This is a genomic window from Ideonella sp. B508-1, assembly GCF_000333615.1.
Lineage (GTDB): Bacteria > Pseudomonadota > Gammaproteobacteria > Burkholderiales > Burkholderiaceae_C > Ideonella.
On record NZ_BADL01000035.1, the window covers coordinates 1 to 17,316 of the forward strand.

Consider the following 17,316-nt stretch of genomic DNA (forward strand, 5'->3'; position numbering starts at 1 on the left):
CCCGTAGACTTCACCACCAGATCGCTGTGCGCGCCGGCCAACTTGTCCAGCACGCCGTCGATCATTGGGTGTGTGAAACCCACCTCAATGCCAGGCAGGCCGCGGAAGCGCTCAGCCATGTGCTCGATCAGCTGCTGCTTGGTCCAGCCGGAGACCCATTGGTCGTAAGGCTTGAGCGTGAGCGCCGCCTCAATGTGGGAAGGCGTGAAGGGATCGGTGCCATCGTCGTTGCGGCCCAGCTGAGTGACGATGTGGTCGACCTCCTTGAACGACTGGGCGGCAGCGCGCAGTTGCCCGGCCATCTCGCTGGCCTTGTCCAGGGAAATGCCAGCAGGCAGGGTGACCTGCAACCAGATCGAGCCTTCGTCCAGGTAGGGCAGGAAGTCCCGTCCCAGGGTGGCGCCCAGGCCGATCACCAGCGCGAATGTGGCCACAAACAGCGCCAGGGCCCACCGGGTCCTTCCGACAAAGCCCTGCAGCAGGCGCTCGTAGCGCGGCACAAGCCACTCCAGCACGGGGTTCCTGAAGCTGCGAACCGGACGGCGGTAGGCCCAGTAGGCCAGGCCCGGGATCAGCATCAGGGCCACCAGCAGGGCACCGAACAGGGCGAAGCCCACAGCGAACGCCATGGGTGCGAACAGCTTGTACTCGATGCGCTGGAAGGCAAACAGCGGCAGGTAGGCCACCATGATGACCAGCATGCCGAAGAAGATCGGCTGGGCCACCTGCAGGGTGGTCTTCACCACTTCGTGCCCGCTCATGGGGGCGCCGGGCTCGCGCTCGCGCTGGCGCAGAATCGTCTCCATCACCACGATGGCGCCGTCCACGATGATGCCGAAGTCGATGGCGCCCAACGACAGCAGGTTGGCCGGAATGCGGTAGTGCTGCATCAGGATGAAGGCGATCAGCAGCGACATCGGAATGGTGATGGCGACGATGATGGCTGCCCGGGGTGAGCCCAGAAACAGCAGCAGCACAAGCGTGACCAGAGTCATGCCCTCGAGCAGGGTCTTGCCCACCGTGTGCACGGTGGCCTCAACCAGATTGCTGCGGTCGATATAAGGGACGATCCGAACATCTTTGGGCAGAACATGATCATTGAGGTCCTGCACCGCGGCATGCACACCTTCGAGCACGCGCGAAGGGTTCTGCCCCTTGAGCAGCAGCGTGATGCCTTCAAGGGTGTCGGCGTTGCCATCCATGCCCAACACACCGTGCCGCTCCTGGTTGCCCAGCACCACCTGACCGACGTCACGCACCAGCACTGGCACGCCACTCTTCTGGGTGACCACAATGTTGCCCAGGTCGTCGAGGTTGCGAAGCAGTCCCACGCCGCGAACCACCAGACCTTGCTCGCCTCGGGTCATCACGCTGCCGCCAGCGCTGGCGTTGTTGGCGGAGATAGCCTGGGTGACCTGGGCGAGCGAAAGGCCGTACTTGTCCAGGCTCAGCGGGTCGATCTCAACCTGGAATTGCGTCGTCAGCCCACCGAAATTCGCCACGTCAACCACGCCCGGCACTTGCTTGAGCCGCGGAATCACCTTCCAGAATTGCAGCTCGGAGAGCTCGCGCAGGCTGCGTGTCTTGGACTGCAGCGTGTAGCGGTAGATCTCACCAATGGGCGAGGTGAGCGCATCCAGCCCCGGCTGCGCACCATAGGGCAGGCTGACACCGCCAATCCGCTCCTGCAGACGCTGGCGGGACCAGTAGTCCTCGCTGCCGTCCTCAAAAACCACAGTGATCAGGGACAGGCCGAAGGTGCTCTCCGAGCGCATCACATGCATGCCGGGCGTGCCCATGATCTCCCGCTCCAGTGGGATGGTGATCTGCTGCTCGACCTCCTCGGCGGCCAGCCCATCGACCTGTGTGACCACCTGCGAAGTCACATCGGCGATGTCCGGATAGGCCTCCAGCGGCAGCTGCGTCCAGCACCAGGCGCCGTAGAAGGCCGTCAACACGAACACCAGCGCAACAATGCCGCGCCGGTTGAAACACAGGGTGACCAGGCGCTCAATCATTCAGCAGCACTCCATTGCGAACGACGACGCGCTCTCCAGCCTGGAGACCAGAGAGGACTTCGATGCTGTCCCCGACCTGAGCCCCCAGCGTGAGGGTGCGCGCCTGGAAATGCCAGGGTGAGGTCTCGACGAAGGCCTGGCTGGAGAAGCCGCCCTGCACCACCGCCGACATCGGCAGGAGCAGGCCTGGATGCGGACGCCCCTGGAACGTGGCGCGGGCAAACATGCCGGGCTTGAGCAAGCCGTCGCGGTTCTCGAAACGCAGACGCACCTTGACCGTGCGGGTGTCGGAGTCCAGGAGCTCGCCAATGGACTGGACGCGTCCCGTCAATGGCGTTGGCACTGCGTCAAGCTGCACACTCGCTTGCTGGCCCGCATAGAGCTGGCCCAGATCCTTCTCCTGCGCATTGGCAGTCACCAGCACGCTGGAGAGATCAGCCACGGTCATCAAGGGGGCGGTGGTGTCGTTCCAGTAACCCCCGGTGCCCGCCTGCAGATCCACCACCCGCCCGCGGATGGGCGAACGAACGACCAACAGCCTGCCACCGCCCGAAGCGGGCGCTCCCAGCTGAGCGAGGTGTTCCCTGACGCGCTGCCATTCGCTGCGGGCCTGCTCAAAATCGCTGCGAGCCTGTTCGACATCGCGCGTCGCGGCGATCTGCTCCGTCCCCAGGTGGCTGGTGCGATCCAGGTTCGCGCGCGCCAGATCCAGGACAGCCTGGGCCTTGCTCGCATCGCTGAGCGCCTGCCCATAGTCGGGCGCATCCATTGTGAACAGGATGTCGCCGGGGCTGACTTGGTCGCCCAGCTGCTTGTCGATGCGGACCACGCGCCCAGTGGCCGGAGTCAGCACCTTGACCATGCGCGCCGCATCGACCTCGACCGAAGCCGGCAGCACCAGTGGCGTGGAAATCTGCCCGGGCACCAGCGCCCGCACCTGCAGCGCTGCGCGCAGCGGCGAGTGCTCGGGGATGACGATGGCATCACCCTCGTGGACACTGGCGGGCGCGATCGGCTCAGGCGCAGCGGGCGCGGCACGCAGGCCCAAAGCCAGGATGGCCCCCAGTAGCCCAAGTCCGGCCAGGGCAAGCACAAGAGGCCTTTGTTTGTACAGCATGTTCAGTGACTCCAGCAGGCGGTGGGCAGCCGTCTTGCACCGTGACCTGGCACGGAGAGCGGCTGCGCGGATGGAGGGGGTGAGGCGCACCGCTGGCGCGGCACACAGGTCAGGCATCACGCCATGGACCGATGCCCCTCCTGGAACAGGGCGGCAGAATAGTCAGGCTCACCTGAAGAACATCCCAAGATCACCTGAATTTCTCTTCAGAAAGACGACTCAGCTGCGTGCTGCACCGGTTCAGTGGGAGACTGCCCCGACATCAGCCAGGCACCCGGAACATGAGAATTCTTTTGGTCGAAGACGACAAGAAGGCTGCGCAGTTGCTGGCGCGCGGTCTGGGGGAAGAGGGCTTCATCGTCGATCTGGCCCACTCTGCCGAGGCGGCGGATGAGCAATGGGTCGCCATGGACTACGACCTCGTGATCCTGGACTGGATGCTGCCCGGACAGGACGGCCTGGACTGGTGCCAGGCCGTCCGGCAGCAGGGCGGGCAGGTGCCCATCCTGATGCTGACAGCCCGCGACGCCCTGCAGGAACGCATCAAGGGACTGAACGCCGGAGCCGACGACTATCTGACCAAGCCGTTTGCATTTGAGGAACTGCTGGCCCGCGCCCGGGCCCTGCTGCGTCGGTCGGAGTTCACCCGGCCCACCGTGCTGAGCGTGGCCGACCTCCAGCTCGACCCGTCCAACCAAAGCGTCAGCCGTGGTGGCTGCGCCATCGAGCTGACACGCAAGGAGTACGCAATCCTCGAAGTGCTGATGCGCCAGCACGGCGGCATCGTCAGCCGCTCACGCTTGGCGGAGCAGGTCTGGAAGGCCGATCTGATCGGTATCGATAACCTCATCGACGTTCATGTGGGCAACCTGCGCCGCAAGATCGATCGACCCGGTCTGCCGCCACTGATCCACACCGTGCGAGGCCGGGGTTTTCAACTGGTCGCACCGGAGGTCCGTGGTGCTTAGTTTCCGGCGTCGCTTCGTCCTGGCACATTTCATGGTGACAGCGGTGACGTTGTGCGTAGCCGCGGTCATGGGCTACTGGGTCCTCGCCCGATCCGTCCATGCCCAGTTGGACGCTGCCGTGCTGGCCCTGGCGGAAACGGAGGCGGGGATCCTGGCGGAATCACGCGGACAGCCGGTGTCGGTCCACGAGGGCACCCCGGGCCATGGGCCGTTTTCCTTCGTCCGGCTCGACCGCCTGGTGCAGATCATCGATGGCGAGGGCCGCGTGCTGGCACGCAGCGCCAACTTGGGCGCGGCCCAGCTCCCAGCCTCCACGGGTGTTCTGCGCCAGCTGGCGAAGGGCGAAACCGTCTTCGAGACCGTGTACGGCTTTGGCGATGAACCGGTGCGCCTGGTGTCCGTTCCTGTGCACGTCGCAGGGAGCCTGTGCGCCGTCCAAGTGGCCGGATCGCTGGACGATGTCAACCATGTCGTGGCATCCGCTGCACTCCTCTTTCTGGGCCTGGGGGTGTGCCTGGTTCTGGCCCTGGGCACCACCAGCGCGCTGCTGACACGCCGCATGGTCGTGGCCATCGATGACATCGTCCAACGGGCGCGAAAGATCGGACAGGCCAGCCTGAGCCAACGCCTGCCGCACTCGGATAGCCGCGATGAGATCGGTCGGCTGGTCGAGACGCTCAACGACATGCTGGGGCGCCTTGAGCATGCGTTTGAAGCGCAGCGGCGCTTCACCGCGGATGCCTCCCACGAGCTGCGCTCCCCTCTGTCGCGGCTGCGTGCCGAGCTGGAAATTTCACTGCGACGCCCCCGGAGTGCCGAGGAATACAAGCAGGCACTGGCCTCCTGCCAGGAGGAAGTTGAGAGACTGACGTTGCTGGTCGACGAGCTCCTGGTGCTGGCCCGGCTCGATGCCGGCCAGGAGCGCAGTCCTCCGGACGTCGTTCACCTGAATCAGTTGCTGGCCGAGGCGGTGCGCCGGCTTGAACCGGCCGCACAGGAAAAGCAGATCCGGCTCCTGCATGAGGATGGCCCCCGCATCGAAGCGGCAGTCGGCGCGGGTCCGGTCAACCTTGTCCTCGGAAATCTGCTCGACAACGCGGTGAAGTACTCACCGCCCGGCTCCAGCGTGACGGTACGTGTCGGCCAGGATGCCGCCACCGCTTTCGTCACCATCGAGGACGATGGCCCCGGCCTGAGCCAGGAGGATCTGCCCCATGTGTTCGATCGCTTCTTCCGCGGCACGGCGGCCCGCTCCACCGAGGTGGCGGGCCTCGGCCTGGGCCTCGCCTTGTCTCAGGCCATGATCCGCGCCCATGGCGGCCACATTGAGGTGGCCAATGGGCCCCACGGAGGTGCCTGCTTCGTGCTGCACCTGCCTCAGGCCAGGGAGGGGCTGGACTGAGTCCTCCGTCCTCAGTTTTGAATCTCGATCTTGCTGGCCTGGACCAGTGCGCCATTGCTGGAACGTGTGCCCTTGACCTCCACCCGCAGCCCGTTGGTCAGGGTGGCCGCCGTGCCATTCTCGATGGAGGCCTGGGCGTAGGACACCGTCTGGGTGCGGATCACGAAGGTCTGGGCCGTGGTGTCCAGGCTGCCGATCTGGCCGCTCAGCTCGAACTCCTGCCCATCACCGCTGTCGTCGCCCCCCGCGGTGCCTTCGCTGCCCTTGAGTTCCAGCTTGGTGGCCTTGAGCACCGTGCCCTGCATGCGGCCCTCCACCTCCACCCGCACGCCGGCGGCCAGGGTCAGGCCGTTGGCGTTGAGTTGTGCGGCCGAGGCGTCCACCGTCACGCCAGCCACAACGAAGTTCGACAGGCTGGTGTAGCCGGACACCACCGCCTCGATCTCGGCCTCCGTGCCGTCGGCGGGCAGGTAGGTGGCGGGCTGAGCGGTGGTCACCACCCAGCGGCCACTGCCATCGGCCTGGGTCGACAGGCGCAGGCGCAGCGTGGCGCCATTGGCCAGGCCGGCCGGCACGGCATCGGCCGCGTAGGTCAGTGTGGCCGGTCCCATCTGGAACTGGCGCTGGGCGCTGTTCCAGCCCGACACCACACCGCGCAAGGTGTAGTGGTCGGGGTTGTCGCTGGGCAGCACCAGCCGTGCCGCATAAACCGTGTTGACCGGATCGAAGATGGCATAGACCTCGACCTTCTGTCCCAGCGCGATGGCCGACAAACCACCCGCCAGGCTGCTGTCGAACAGTGTGGACGCGGTGATGCGCACCGTCTGCCCCAGCACGGTCATGGTGCTGGCCGTGAGGTCCACCGCAGAGACCGGCCCGAGCAGGTCGCTGATGACGTTGACGTCCTGCGCGGTGGCGGTCAGCGCGGTGCTGTCGATGGCGCCGCTCTGGATCTCCACCGTCATGCCCAGACGCAGCGCGTCGCGGCTGAGGGTGTTGCCGTCCGCATCGTGGATGTGGGCCGTGCTCTCGTCGAAGTGCACCCCGTTGACCACGACCGAGCCGAAGCCGGTGATGGCGCCGCTGCTGTAGCCGGCACTCATGCCCGTCCCACCGCTTTCAACGCCACCGCCACCACAGGACACCAGCAATGCTGTGGCTGTGAGCCATGCCAGGCCCTGGAATTTCAACCAGCGCCATCCAAGGAATTCACGCATGGGGCTTCCCCTCCTGATCTTGTGCAGCAGGCCGCCCATCGTCTTGCTGCGAATACATGTACACCCCGACCCGCACACGGGCGTCAGGCGTCAGGCCTGTCGACTCGACCGCGTCAATGCGGCGCTGGATCTCCGGCACCAGCGCCTGGGAGAGCAGCTTCCACTGGGCCTCAATGATGGCCCGCAGTTCCCGGGCGAGGTCCAGGGTCAAACCATCCGCCCAGATCGCCTGCTCAAAGTGCCTGGGTTGAAGGCCGCCAACGTTCTCCACCGCGGCCGACAGATGGTCGCCCACGTTGGCGCCCAAGTAGGCCATGAGCTTGGCCGTGTCTGCATCGGGCACAAAGGCCGACTGGCGAAGTGTCACCGTGTCGGCATCGGCATCCCACTCCACCAGTTTCAGGCGAACCATGTCATCCAGCACACTGCGCGGATGGACATCGCGGGAAACCTGGGCCGCCAGTGCCTCGAAACTGGGTGCCACGCCCTGACGCCGCAGGATTTGCGGCTGGCCCCGGCCATTGAGGTAGTCCGGGTCCGTGCGCCAGCGCTCAAAGACGCGCAGTGCCATCGAGGGGCGCAAGCCGGACGATGCGTCGGGCTCGGCCAGCAGCCGACCCACTTCGCGGCGGTTGATGCCCGTGGCGGTCGACAGGCGGCTGACGAGTCGGTGCGGCAAAGCCTCGGGCGTGGCGCGCAAGGCGGCGTCACGTGCCGCCTGCACATAGGCGGCTTTGAGACGTTCCTCGGCCTGCGCATAGGGCAGGCCCCGGGCCACCAGCAGCTCCGCCAGTGGCCGTAGGACCGCCTGCACAGCACCAAGCAGGGCCGTGTGCTCAGGAGGAACCGTGGGCGTGCTCATCGCCGTGAGGAGAACCATTGAATGTGCATGAATCCCATTTCAACACAAACCTCCCTGCGCAGGGAGGTCTGTGCCTTTCTCAGTCGTCCACCTTGATGAGCGAGGCCACCAGCGTCGTTCCGTCGGTGGACAAGCTGCCCTTCACCTCGATCTTGGCCACGGTGGCCAGTTGCGCCTCGGTCAGGCCGACCCACTGGCTGACGCTGGCGTAGCTGACGGTCACACCGCGCAACACGAAGGTCTTGGCCGTGGTGTCCAGGGCCGAGAGGCTGCCGTGCAGCTCATAGTCCTCGCCATGGCCCTGCTGGCTGCCGTCCTCCAGCTGGACGCTCGTGGCCACCAGCACGCCGTTGACCACACTGCCCTTGATCTCCACCTGGGCACCCAGCACCACGCCGCTCTGCCCATCCGGGAAGCTGGCGCCACTGGCGTCCACCGGAATGTCGTTCACGCTGAAGCTGGTGGCCGAGGTCCAGGCGGTGATGTTGCCCTTGACCTCCGCTTCGGCATGGTCCTCGGACAGCTTGCGCTCATTCGTCTTGATCGACAGCGCCGTCCAGCTGCCGTCGGCGGCAGCGGTGGTGGCCAGCTTGACCTGCACCCACTGATTCACGGCCAGTCCGGTGGGTTGGGGGGTCAGGCTGGCGTAGCTGATGGTGGCCGCCCCCATCTGGAAGGTGTGGGCCGTGGTGTCCAACGCCAGGATGGGACCGCGCAGCTTGTAGCTGTCCACGCTGGCGTCCAGGTCCACACGACTGGCCACATAAAGCTGGCGCGCTGCGTCGTACTGGGCATGCACCTCCAGCACGCTGCCCACCACGGTGGACAGGCTGGCGAGGCCACCGGTCAGCGCAGTGTCGTACACCGTGGTGTCGCTGACCTTCACCGTCTGGCCCAACAGGGTGAACTGGGCGTTGGCCGCATCCACCGCGGTCAGCGGGCCCTTGATTTCGCTGCCGTAGCGGATGACGGTGGCCACGGCCGTCTGGGTGCTGCTGTCGATCGGGCCGCTCTCGACCTCGACGCTATCGCCCAGGCGCAGGTCATCGGCCACGTGGCGGGTGCCATCGTCGTCTTCCACGGTGACGCTGCTGGTGTCGAAGCGCACGCCGTTGACGATCACCGAACCGAAGCCGCTGATGGCGCCGCTGGTGTAGGCCGCGCTGCCGGCCGTGGTGCCGGTGGTGCCGGTGGACGAGCCGCCACCACCGCCGCAGGCCGCCAGCACGGCGGCGCTGAACAGGGTCAAGAGGCCCAGGTGGCGGCTCAGCCCCCGGGGGAAGGTGAAGTCGGAAAGCGATGTGCGCATGAAGTACTCCTCTGGCATCTGGGGGCCGCAGGCTGGGCCCAGCGGTGGTGCCACTATAACTGTGCACTTTGCACATTCAAAGAGAAGGGGCTTCCCTGACATCTGGTTTCACATCGGGTTTCGATTGGCGACGCAGGCCCAAAGACTGATAATTCATCCAGTATGTCGCCGCCGCGCCGCCTGATCGCCCACCTCGACATGGATGCCTTCTATGCCTCCTGCGAGTTGCTGCGCTACCCCGAGCTGCGCGGCCGGCCGGTCGTCATCGGCGGGGGCCGGCGCCACCAGCCCGAGGCCCTGGCCGACGGCAGCCGCCGCTATGCCCGGCTGGGCGACTACGTCGGCCGCGGCGTCATCACCACCGCCACCTACGAGGCGCGGGCCCTGGGCATCCACTCGGCCATGGGCCTGATGAAGGCCGCCGCCCGGGCGCCGGATGCGGTGCTGCTGCCCACGGACTTCGAGCTCTACCGCCGCTGCTCGCGCGCCTTCAAGGCCGCCGTGGCCGAACTGGCGCCGGTGATCGAGGACCGCGGCATCGACGAGATCTACATCGACCTGACCGAGGTGCCCGGCGCCCAGGATCCGGTCGGCCACGACCCGCTGGGCGGGGTGCGGGCCCTGGCCCGGGAGATCAAGAACAATGTGCAGCGCGCCACCGGGCTGAGCTGCTCGATCGGCGTCACGCCCAACAAGCTGCTGTCCAAGATCGCCTCCGAACTGGACAAGCCCGACGGCCTGACCGTGCTGACCATGGACGACCTGCCCACCCGCATCTGGCCGCTGCCGGTGCGCCGGGTCAACGGCATCGGCCCCAAGGCCGGGGCCAAGCTGGCCGCGCTGGGGGTGAACACCATCGGTGAACTCTCCCGCTGCGAACCGCTCTGGCTGATCGAGCGCTTCGGCCGCAGCTACGGTGCCTGGCTGCACGCCGCCGCCTGGGGACGCGACGACCGCCCGCTGGTGACCGAAAGCGAGCCGGTGTCGATCAGCCGGGAGACCACCTTCGAGCACGACCTGCACGCGGTGCGCGACAAGGCCCGGCTCTCCACCCTGTTCACCGAGCTCTGCGTGCGGGTGGCCGAGGACCTGCACCGCAAGGGCTACACCGGCCGCACGGTGGGCATCAAGCTGCGCTACGAGGATTTCAAGACCGTCACCCGCGACCTCACCCTGCCCCAGCCCACCGCTGATGCCGCCGAGATCCGCCACGCCGCCGGCCTGTGCCTGAAGCGGGTAGACCTGCGCCGGCGCCTGCGCCTGCTGGGCGTGCGGGTGGCCAACCTGCAACGGGCCGACGCGCCGCTGGTGCCGTCGGCCAAGCGCAGCGCACGGCCCGGCCGCCCCGCGGTGCCGCCGCCCGCCAGCGTGCTGGCCACCGGCCCTGGCGGCTTGCCGCCGATGGCCGCCGAGCGCGACCTGTTCGAGGCGTTCGACCCGCCGGCCCCGGGCGGCGCCAAGGGTTCAGTCGGCGGCCTTGCCGGGCGCTGAAGCCGCCGGGGCCGACGCCAGCTGCCGGGTGGGCAGCCGCCACAGCCAGGTGGCCACCACCGCGCAGCACAGCGCCGGCATGACCCGCCAGGCCGACGGGATGGCGAACCACGCAGCGGTGCAGCTGACCGCCATCATTGCCGTGGCCAGTTGCTTGGCCCGCAGCGGCACCGCGCGGTGGGTGCGCCAGTCGCGCACCATCGGCCCCCAGCGCGGGTGGTTCACCAGCCAGGCCTCCCAGCGCGCGCTGCCCCGCGAGAAGCAGAAGGCGGCCAGCAGCACGAAGGGGGTGGTGGGCAGCAGCGGCAGGAAGATGCCGACGATGCCCAACAGCAGCGCCAGCCCACCGGCGCCCAGCCACAGGGCCCGCTGCCACCAGGGACGCAAAGGGCGGACAGTGAGGGCAGGCAACTCGTTCATGGTGTCAAGAATGCGGGGCAGGCCCGGCAGGCGGTTCGGGCGGACGGCTCAGCCACCGGCTTGAGCCAGCGCAAGTTTGGCCCAGTTCTGCCACCTCGGGCTTGGACGCTCGCGGGGCCAGCGGCCAAAATCACGCTTTTACCCCGAGCCGCCCGCCCATGTCCGCACTCGCCTGGTCCGAAGAACTCGTGCTGCAACACCCGCAGATGGATGCCACCCACGAGGAGTTCGTCGAGCTGCTCAATGCCGCCCAGGCCGCCCTGGCCCGTTCCGAGGCCGAGGGGCTGGCAGCCTGGGACGCCCTGGTCGAGCACACCATCGGCCACTTCGGGCAGGAAGACCGCTGGATGCTGGCCACCGGCTTCGCCAAGGACAACTGCCACAGCCGTCAGCACGACCAGGTGCTGGCCATCATGCAGGAAGTGGCCCGACTGGCCCGCGACCACCAGGACTTCGGCCCCCTGCAGCGCATCATCCCCGAGCTGGCCGCCTGGTTCAGCATGCACGCGCAGTCGATGGACTCGTCGCTGGCGGTCCATCTGCAGGTGGCCGGCTTCGACCCTGAGACCGGCCTGTGCCGGAAGCCGCAGGTGGTGGACGCGGCCCCGATCTCCGGCTGCGGCAGCGACCACTGCGCACCGGACCACGCCAGCGCCTGAGCGCGCTGCCCCCGCACCGGGCCCAGCGCGGTGCGCTACAGTGCGGCGGCCATGGCGCCGCCGCCCTCTCCCTCCCTGCCGCCGCCGTCCGCATCGGACGATGCGCTGCGCCTGCCCTCGCTGGACGCGCTGCGCGCCTTCGAGGCCGCCGCCCGCCTGGGCAGCTACGAACGCGCGGCCGAGGCCCTGCACATCACCGCCAGCGCGGTGGGCAAGCGGGTCGCCACGCTGGAAGAGCAGCTCGGCCTGACCCTGTTCCAGCGCGGCAGCAAGCCGCTGCAGCTCAGCGCCAGCGGACGCGAATACCTGGCCGCCATCTGGCCGGCCCTGGAACAGCTGGCCCGCGTGCCCCAGCACCAGCGCGGCGCGCAGCGGGGCCAGCGGCTGCGGCTGAGCGCACCGCCCACGCTGGCGCGCGAGGTGCTGGTGCCCGCCCTGCCCGCCTTTGCCGAGCAGCACCCTGACATCGAGCTGGAACTGGTGCTGTCCGTGCCCTTTCTGGACCAGGGCGGCAGCGACGCCGACCTGGACGTGCGCCACGGCCAGGCCCTGCGCACCGACGAGCGCCCGCTGATGCAGGACGTGCTGATCCCCCTGGCCAGCCCCGCCCTGCTGCCCGACGGCCCCCTGCGCCAGCCCGGCGACCTGGCCCGGCTGCCCCTGCTGCGCAACCCACTGGAGCCCTGGACCCCCTGGTTCCGGGCCGTGGGGCTGGACTGGCACGAGCCCGAACAAGGCCCCCGGCTGTTCGACCTGGGCATGCGGCTGGAGGCCGCCCTGTGCGGCCAGGGCGTGGTGCTGTCCCGCCCCAGCCTGGCCCGCGCCGCCCTGCGGGCGGGCCGGCTGCGCCCGGTGCTGGGCGCCGGAGCCACGCCCTGGTTGATGGCGCCCAGCGTCTACTGGCTGCTGCCCCATGGGGATCAGCCCGCCCAACAGGCCGGCGCCGCCTGGCTGCGCGAAGCCTGTGAACGGGCCGCCGCCGACGGGCTGGCCCTGGTGAGCGGCAGCAGCTGAGACCCGGCCCCGAGGTGCCAATGCCTGGCGGCAGAACCCCCTAGATTATTCTCTCAGAGAATTCTTGAAGAATTATGAAGAGGCGCATAGCATCCCGCCACGCCCACCGGCGCCCCCTGGCCGGTGCCCCATGCCCTCCCACCGGAGACTGCCGATGCCCTTCGCCCACTCGCCCCGCCTGTCGGGTCTTGCCCTGCTGTTCACCGGCCTGCTGGCGGCCGCCCCGCTGCTGGCCCGGGCCGACAGCTACCGCATCGTCGCCAACATCGAGGGCAGTGTGACCGCGCTGTCGGCCAACGGCCAGGCCGCCGCGGGCATGACCCTGGACAACTTCGAGACCTTCCGCTGGACCGCGCGGGGCGGCATGGTCCGCCTGGGCCGCAGCACCTGGGACACGCTGGGCCACATGTCGGGCACGCCCCGCATCTCGGCCAATGGCCAGGTGGTCAGCGCCACCATCCTGTCGGACGACGGCACCTTCAGCACCGCCGGTCGCTGGACGCCCTCGAGCGGCTGGTCCACCCTGGCGCCACTGCCCACCAATGGCGGGGTGGTCGACGGCGAGACCAGCTCGGCCTTCGGCCTGTCGGGTGACGGCCAGGTGGTCACCGGGCTGTTCTGGCTGGCCAGCGGCGCGGGTGCCCACGCCATGCGCTGGTCCGCCGCCACCGGCATGGGTGATCTGGGGGCCGAAGGGCGCTCCAGCCGGGCCGACGGCGCCAGCCAGGACGGCCACGTGCTGGCCGGCTGGGACGAACACCCCGCCTATGGCAACCGCCGCGCCACGGTCTGGGTCAATGGCGTCCGCACCGTGCTGGAAGACTCCGACTGGCCCAGCGAGGCCTCGGCCCTCACGCCCGACGGCAGCACGGTGGTGGGGCTGTCCGGCAACCCCAGCGACTTTCAGACCTATGCCACCCGCTGGACCTGGAATGGCAGCGCCTGGAACAAGACCCTGCTGGGCGTGATCCACAAGCGGGGCGCCACCGGCTATGCCTTTGCCACCGGCATCAGCGCCGATGGCGCGGTCATCGTGGGCGGCAACCGACCCGACGGCATGTCGCCCAAGCAGATCGGCTTCATCTGGACGGCCAGCGGCGGCTTCCAGGACGTCAGCGAGGTGCTCCAGGCGGCCGGCGTGCGCCTGAACCCGCTGCAGCCCGTCATCGGCGTGGGCGCCATCAGCGCCGATGGCAGCACGCTGGCGGTGATCACCCAGGGCCTGGTGGCCCCCTGGCCCACCCGCACCCTGATCGTGCGACGCGCGGCGTCCGCGCTGCAGCGCTGATCTATCATCGCCCGCTCGACTCCGAACCACCCGCCGTGACCGACCCGCTACCGCCCGACCACGACCCTGCCGAGCTGCAGCGCGTGGCCCGGGAGCTGCGCGGCGGCCTGCAGCCCCTGCTGCAGGCCCTGGCCGGCGAGCCGGCGCGTCCGGTGCGGCTGACCCAGGGCATCGGCCTGGACAAGAGCCTGGCCAGCCGCCTGGTGAAAGCGGTGCGCTCCGACGGCGAAGCCGAATTCCTGCACCACATTCCCTCGCCCACCGGGCTGCGCATCCTGCTGGAGCGGGCCCGGGGCCATGCCGACGCCAGCCTGCTGCGGGACGTGGAAGCCGGGGTGCGGCGCTTCGAGACCCTGCTGGACCGCCTGCCCGGCGGCCGCCAGGCCCTGGATGCACGCATGGGCGAGTCGTCCAGCGCCATCCGCGAGAAGCGCGAGCAGATGGCCCGCCAGGCCTCGTTCAAGGCCCAGTCCTTCCTCTTCGGGCACTACTGCGAAACGCTCACCACCGCCCTGTTCGTCCTGCCCTCGGCCCAGCCCGGCCGGGTGGATGTGATCGAGGTGCACCGGCGCATCGGTCTGCAGCGCCTGACGCCCACGATGGCCGTGCCCCTGCTGAGCGTGCATGCTGGCCCGGCCGCCACGGCGGACGCAGCCCCCCGCCTGCGCCCGCTGGCCAGCGACGAGCCCAGCGACCGGGCCGAGGACTTTCTGCAGCCCGACCCCGCAGGTGAACCCCTGCCCACCGTGCAGGTGGTGCGCGAGGACAGCGCCGCCACCTTTGTGTTCCCGGCCGGCGACGCAGCGCGCCTGCCGCGCCGCCTGACCACCGCCTGGCGGATGCTCAACGCCTTCGCCCTGGACACGCCGGAGCCCTGGCGCATCCTGCGCAACTACATGCTGCACACGCCCTGCCACACCCTGGTGCGGGATCTGTACCTGGCCGAAGGCCTGTGGCCCGACGCCCGCCCCCTGGTGGGCTTCTACCTGCCCGGCCCCAGCGGCACGCCGATGGTGAACGTGGAGCCGGGGCAGCCTCACCTGCGGCGGCTCAACCTGAGCGCCCGCATCGAACAGCGGCCCGAGGGGCCCGAAGCCTTCGCGCTGGAGGAATCGGCCGACCAGACCCGGGCCCTGCAGGCNGCCCTGGCGCGCGCCNGCTTGAGCCAACACCCTTGGGCGGCTGGCGCTTCCCCATGGGCTACCCGGTGCCGCTGGTGGAAATGCAGCTGGCCTGCGCTTCAGCGGCCTTTGAAGCCCCGGCCACCGCAGCGCCACTTCCCGGCGGCGCCGGACGAAATTTCGGGCCCCATGCCACGCCACCGGTCTAGCATTTCGCCTTCCGCAGAAGAACCGAGACAAACCGATGAGCGTGATCACCCACATCGAAGACCTGCGCGTGATGGCCCAGCGTCGCGTGCCCCGCATGTTCTACGACTACGCCGATTCCGGCTCGTGGACCGAGGGCACCTACCGGGCCAACGAGAGCGACTTCCAGAAGATCAAGCTGCGCCAGCGCGTGCTGGTGGACATGGACCACCGCAGCACCGCCACCACCATGGTCGGCCAGAAGGTGGCGATGCCCGTGGCCCTGGCGCCCACCGGCCTGACCGGCATGCAGCATGCCGACGGCGAGATCCTGGCCGCCCGCGCGGCCGAGAAGTTCGGCGTGCCCTTCACGCTCTCGACCATGAGCATCTGCTCGATCGAGGACGTGGCCGCCCACACCACCCAGCCCTTCTGGTTCCAGCTCTACGTGATGAAGGACCGCGGCTTCATCGAGCGCCTGATCGAACGGGCCAAGGCCGCGCGCTGCTCGGCCCTGGTGCTCACCGCCGACCTGCAGATCCTCGGCCAGCGCCACAAGGACCTGAAAAATGGCCTGTCGGCGCCCCCCAAGCCCACCCTGGCCAACCTGATCAACCTGATGACCAAGCCGCGCTGGTGCCTGGGCATGCTGGGCACCAAGCGCCGCCAGTTCGGCAACATCGTCGGCCATGTCAGCGGCGTCGAGAACATGGGCTCGCTGTCCGAATGGACGGCCAAGCAGTTCGACCCCTGCCTGTCCTGGGACGATGTGCAGTGGATCAAGAGCCTGTGGGGCGGCAAGCTGATCATCAAGGGCATCATGGACGTGGAAGATGCCAAGCTGGCCGCCGATTCCGGGGCCGATGCGCTGATCGTCAGCAACCACGGCGGCCGCCAGCTCGATGGCGCGCCCTCCAGCATCTCGGCCCTGCCGCCCATCGTGGACGCGGTGGGTGACCGCATCGAGGTGTGGATGGACGGCGGCATCCGCTCCGGCCAGGATGTGCTCAAGGCCTGGGCCCTGGGCGCACGCGGCACCATGATCGGCCGCCCCTTCCTCTACGGCCTGGGCGCCATGGGCGAGGCCGGCGTGACCAAGGTGCTGGAGATCATCCACCGCGAGCTGGACCTGACCATGGCCTTCTGCGGCCACACCCAGCTCGACCAGGTCGGCCAGGACATCCTGCTGCCCGGCACCCTGCCCGCCCGAGCCTGAGCCTGAGCGGGGGCCGCCCCCCCGCACTGTTCAGAGATGGCGGGCCGAGAAGGTGTCGCAGTCGCTGATGTGGCCCTGGGCCAGCCCGCGCTGGAACCAGGCCACCCGCTGCCGGCTGCTGCCGTGGGTGAAGCTCTCGGGCACCACGCGGCCCTGGGCGGCGCGCTGCAGCGCGTCGTCGCCGATGCGCGAGGCGGCATTGAGCGCCTCCTCCACATCGCCCTGGTCCAGCCAGTGCCGCTGGGCCTCGGCATGCTGGGCCCAGACACCGGCCAGGCAGTCGGCCTGCAGTTCCACCCGCACCGAGGTGGCATTGGCCTGGGCCTCGCTCTGCCGGGCCCGCAGCGCGTCCACCTTGCCGGTGATGCCCAGCAGGTTCTGCACATGGTGGCCCACCTCGTGGGCGATCACGTAGGCCTGGGCGAAATCGCCCGGCGCGCCCAGCTGCTGGCGCAAGGTGTCGTAGAAGGACAGGTCGATGTAGACCTTGCGGTCGCCCGGGCAGTAGAACGGCCCCATCGCCGACTCGCCGGTGCCGCAGGCGGTGCGGGTGGCGCCGCGGAACAGCACCAGCGTGGGCTTTTCGTAGGTCTTGCCGGCCTGGGCGAACTGTTCGGCCCAGACGTCCTCGGTGCTGGCCAGGATGGTGGTGACGAAGCGGGCCTCCTCGTCCTGCGGCGCCCCGCGGTGGGCGGCCGGCTGGGTGGCCGCCGGCGCGCTCTGCGGCAACCCGCCGCCATTGAGAAGACCCAGCACCGTCAGCGGATTGATGCCGAAGATCCAGCTGACCACCAGGGCCAGCACGATGCCGCCCAGGCTCAGACCGCGCCCGCCCATGGGCAGCATGCCGCCGCCCGAGCCGCCGCCCAGGCCGCCGTCCTCGCGGCGGTCTTCCACGTTGTCACTTTCCCGGTTGCCTTGCCAGCGCATGGTGTTCTCTCCCCGGCCACGGGTGGGTCGTGGCGCATCGGGCAGATTGTCATCCGGCCGCGGGCGGCGCGGCCAGGGCGCGGGGCTCAGGGCCGCGC

At 68.9% G+C, this 17,316-nt stretch carries 15 protein-coding genes; 7 read left to right on the forward strand and 8 right to left on the reverse strand.

Features of this window, described 5'->3' with window-relative positions:
* Together I73_RS01725 and I73_RS01730 are read right to left on the reverse strand one after the other, a co-directional pair.
* On the reverse strand, positions 1 to 2,018 hold a 2,018-nt coding region (locus I73_RS01725), incomplete at its 3' end, for an efflux RND transporter permease subunit (RefSeq protein ID WP_022979036.1).
* Positions 2,011 to 3,135: an efflux RND transporter periplasmic adaptor subunit gene (locus I73_RS01730; protein WP_022979037.1), complete on the reverse strand. Its 1,125-nt coding sequence runs from the start codon at positions 3,133 to 3,135 to the stop codon at positions 2,011 to 2,013. The genes I73_RS01725 and I73_RS01730, both read right to left, overlap by 8 nt.
* Positions 3,136 to 3,416: 281 nt before the next feature.
* On the opposite strand from I73_RS01730, the gene I73_RS01735 reads away from it, so the two are divergent.
* Entirely contained in the window at positions 3,417 to 4,103 is a 687-nt protein-coding gene (locus I73_RS01735) for a response regulator transcription factor (protein ID WP_026096184.1), read from the forward strand.
* Complete coding sequence (locus I73_RS01740) at positions 4,096 to 5,505, forward strand: ATP-binding protein (RefSeq protein WP_026096185.1); 1,410 nt, start codon at positions 4,096 to 4,098, stop codon at positions 5,503 to 5,505. The genes I73_RS01735 and I73_RS01740 overlap by 8 nt, the downstream gene beginning before the upstream one ends.
* Positions 5,506 to 5,516: 11 nt before the next feature.
* Here the strand turns inward: I73_RS01740 and I73_RS01745 are convergent, their stop codons facing one another.
* The 3 genes from I73_RS01745 to I73_RS32975 form a co-directional block, all read right to left on the reverse strand.
* Positions 5,517 to 6,722, reverse strand: a complete 1,206-nt coding sequence (locus tag I73_RS01745) for a DUF5666 domain-containing protein (protein WP_159105822.1) — start codon at positions 6,720 to 6,722, stop codon at positions 5,517 to 5,519.
* A complete protein-coding gene (locus tag I73_RS25385) occupies positions 6,715 to 7,602 on the reverse strand; it encodes a DUF6502 family protein (protein WP_306304220.1) in 888 nt (295 codons plus the stop codon). The genes I73_RS01745 and I73_RS25385 overlap by 8 nt, the downstream gene beginning before the upstream one ends.
* Before the next feature lie 61 nt (positions 7,603 to 7,663).
* On the reverse strand, positions 7,664 to 8,893 hold the full coding sequence (locus tag I73_RS32975) for a DUF5666 domain-containing protein (protein WP_022979042.1): 1,230 nt from the start codon (positions 8,891 to 8,893) through the stop codon (positions 7,664 to 7,666).
* Between the two features lie 162 nt (positions 8,894 to 9,055).
* On the opposite strand from I73_RS32975, the gene dinB reads away from it, so the two are divergent.
* Positions 9,056 to 10,384 (forward strand): DNA polymerase IV, encoded by a 1,329-nt coding sequence (gene dinB / locus I73_RS25390; protein ID WP_022979043.1) that lies wholly within the window; start codon positions 9,056 to 9,058, stop codon positions 10,382 to 10,384.
* On the opposite strand, the gene I73_RS25395 is transcribed toward dinB, so the two are convergent.
* Entirely contained in the window at positions 10,358 to 10,804 is a 447-nt protein-coding gene (locus I73_RS25395) for a YbaN family protein (RefSeq protein ID WP_085944554.1), read from the reverse strand. The two genes, dinB and I73_RS25395, sit on opposite strands and share 27 nt — an antisense overlap.
* Before the next feature lie 158 nt (positions 10,805 to 10,962).
* Here I73_RS25395 and I73_RS01770 point away from each other — a divergent pair, with 158 nt between their 5' ends.
* The 3 genes from I73_RS01770 (at position 10,963) to I73_RS01780 (ending at position 13,765) form a co-directional block, all read left to right on the forward strand.
* Positions 10,963 to 11,463, forward strand: coding sequence for a hemerythrin domain-containing protein (locus I73_RS01770; protein ID WP_022979045.1), 501 nt, complete (start codon positions 10,963 to 10,965; stop codon positions 11,461 to 11,463).
* 51 nt (positions 11,464 to 11,514) lie between these two features.
* Positions 11,515 to 12,477 (forward strand): LysR substrate-binding domain-containing protein, encoded by a 963-nt coding sequence (locus I73_RS01775; RefSeq protein WP_051048920.1) that lies wholly within the window; start codon positions 11,515 to 11,517, stop codon positions 12,475 to 12,477.
* A 154-nt stretch (positions 12,478 to 12,631) separates the two neighbouring features.
* Positions 12,632 to 13,765: a hypothetical protein gene (locus I73_RS01780; RefSeq protein ID WP_022979047.1), complete on the forward strand. Its 1,134-nt coding sequence runs from the start codon at positions 12,632 to 12,634 to the stop codon at positions 13,763 to 13,765.
* Between the two features lie 47 nt (positions 13,766 to 13,812).
* On the opposite strand, the gene I73_RS32245 is transcribed toward I73_RS01780, so the two are convergent.
* The gene (locus tag I73_RS32245; RefSeq protein WP_148289647.1) at positions 13,813 to 14,391 is read right to left on the reverse strand and encodes a hypothetical protein; all 579 of its coding nucleotides are present in this window, start codon (positions 14,389 to 14,391) and stop codon (positions 13,813 to 13,815) included.
* Positions 14,392 to 15,130: 739 nt separating this feature from the next.
* Here I73_RS32245 and I73_RS01790 point away from each other — a divergent pair.
* Positions 15,131 to 16,288, forward strand: coding sequence for an alpha-hydroxy acid oxidase (locus I73_RS01790; protein WP_022979049.1), 1,158 nt, complete (start codon positions 15,131 to 15,133; stop codon positions 16,286 to 16,288).
* Positions 16,289 to 16,318: 30 nt separating this feature from the next.
* Here I73_RS01790 and I73_RS01795 read toward each other — a convergent pair whose 3' ends face one another.
* The gene (locus I73_RS01795) at positions 16,319 to 17,218 is read right to left on the reverse strand and encodes a neutral zinc metallopeptidase (RefSeq protein WP_022979050.1); all 900 of its coding nucleotides are present in this window, start codon (positions 17,216 to 17,218) and stop codon (positions 16,319 to 16,321) included.
* Positions 17,219 to 17,316: the final 98 nt, after the last annotated feature.

What these genes read in the sequence shown, in the direction of transcription:
- I73_RS01735 (WP_026096184.1), top strand. Translation starts at nt 3,417, where the DNA reads ATGAGAATTCTTTTGGTCGAAGACGACAAGAAGGCTGCGCAGTTGCTG.
- I73_RS01780 (WP_022979047.1), top strand. Translation starts at nt 12,632, where the DNA reads ATGCCCTTCGCCCACTCGCCCCGCCTGTCGGGTCTTGCCCTGCTGTTC.
- I73_RS01790 (WP_022979049.1), top strand. Translation starts at nt 15,131, where the DNA reads ATGAGCGTGATCACCCACATCGAAGACCTGCGCGTGATGGCCCAGCGT.
- I73_RS01770 (WP_022979045.1), top strand. Translation starts at nt 10,963, where the DNA reads ATGTCCGCACTCGCCTGGTCCGAAGAACTCGTGCTGCAACACCCGCAG.
- I73_RS01745 (WP_159105822.1), bottom strand. Translation starts at nt 6,722, where the DNA reads ATGCGTGAATTCCTTGGATGGCGCTGGTTGAAATTCCAGGGCCTGGCA.
- I73_RS32245 (WP_148289647.1), bottom strand. Translation starts at nt 14,391, where the DNA reads ATGCACGCTCAGCAGGGGCACGGCCATCGTGGGCGTCAGGCGCTGCAG.
- I73_RS01775 (WP_051048920.1), top strand. Translation starts at nt 11,515, where the DNA reads ATGGCGCCGCCGCCCTCTCCCTCCCTGCCGCCGCCGTCCGCATCGGAC.
- I73_RS32975 (WP_022979042.1), bottom strand. Translation starts at nt 8,893, where the DNA reads ATGCGCACATCGCTTTCCGACTTCACCTTCCCCCGGGGGCTGAGCCGC.
- dinB (WP_022979043.1), top strand. Translation starts at nt 9,056, where the DNA reads ATGTCGCCGCCGCGCCGCCTGATCGCCCACCTCGACATGGATGCCTTC.
- I73_RS25385 (WP_306304220.1), bottom strand. Translation starts at nt 7,602, where the DNA reads ATGGTTCTCCTCACGGCGATGAGCACGCCCACGGTTCCTCCTGAGCAC.
- I73_RS01795 (WP_022979050.1), bottom strand. Translation starts at nt 17,218, where the DNA reads ATGCGCTGGCAAGGCAACCGGGAAAGTGACAACGTGGAAGACCGCCGC.
- I73_RS01730 (WP_022979037.1), bottom strand. Translation starts at nt 3,135, where the DNA reads ATGCTGTACAAACAAAGGCCTCTTGTGCTTGCCCTGGCCGGACTTGGG.
- I73_RS25395 (WP_085944554.1), bottom strand. Translation starts at nt 10,804, where the DNA reads ATGAACGAGTTGCCTGCCCTCACTGTCCGCCCTTTGCGTCCCTGGTGG.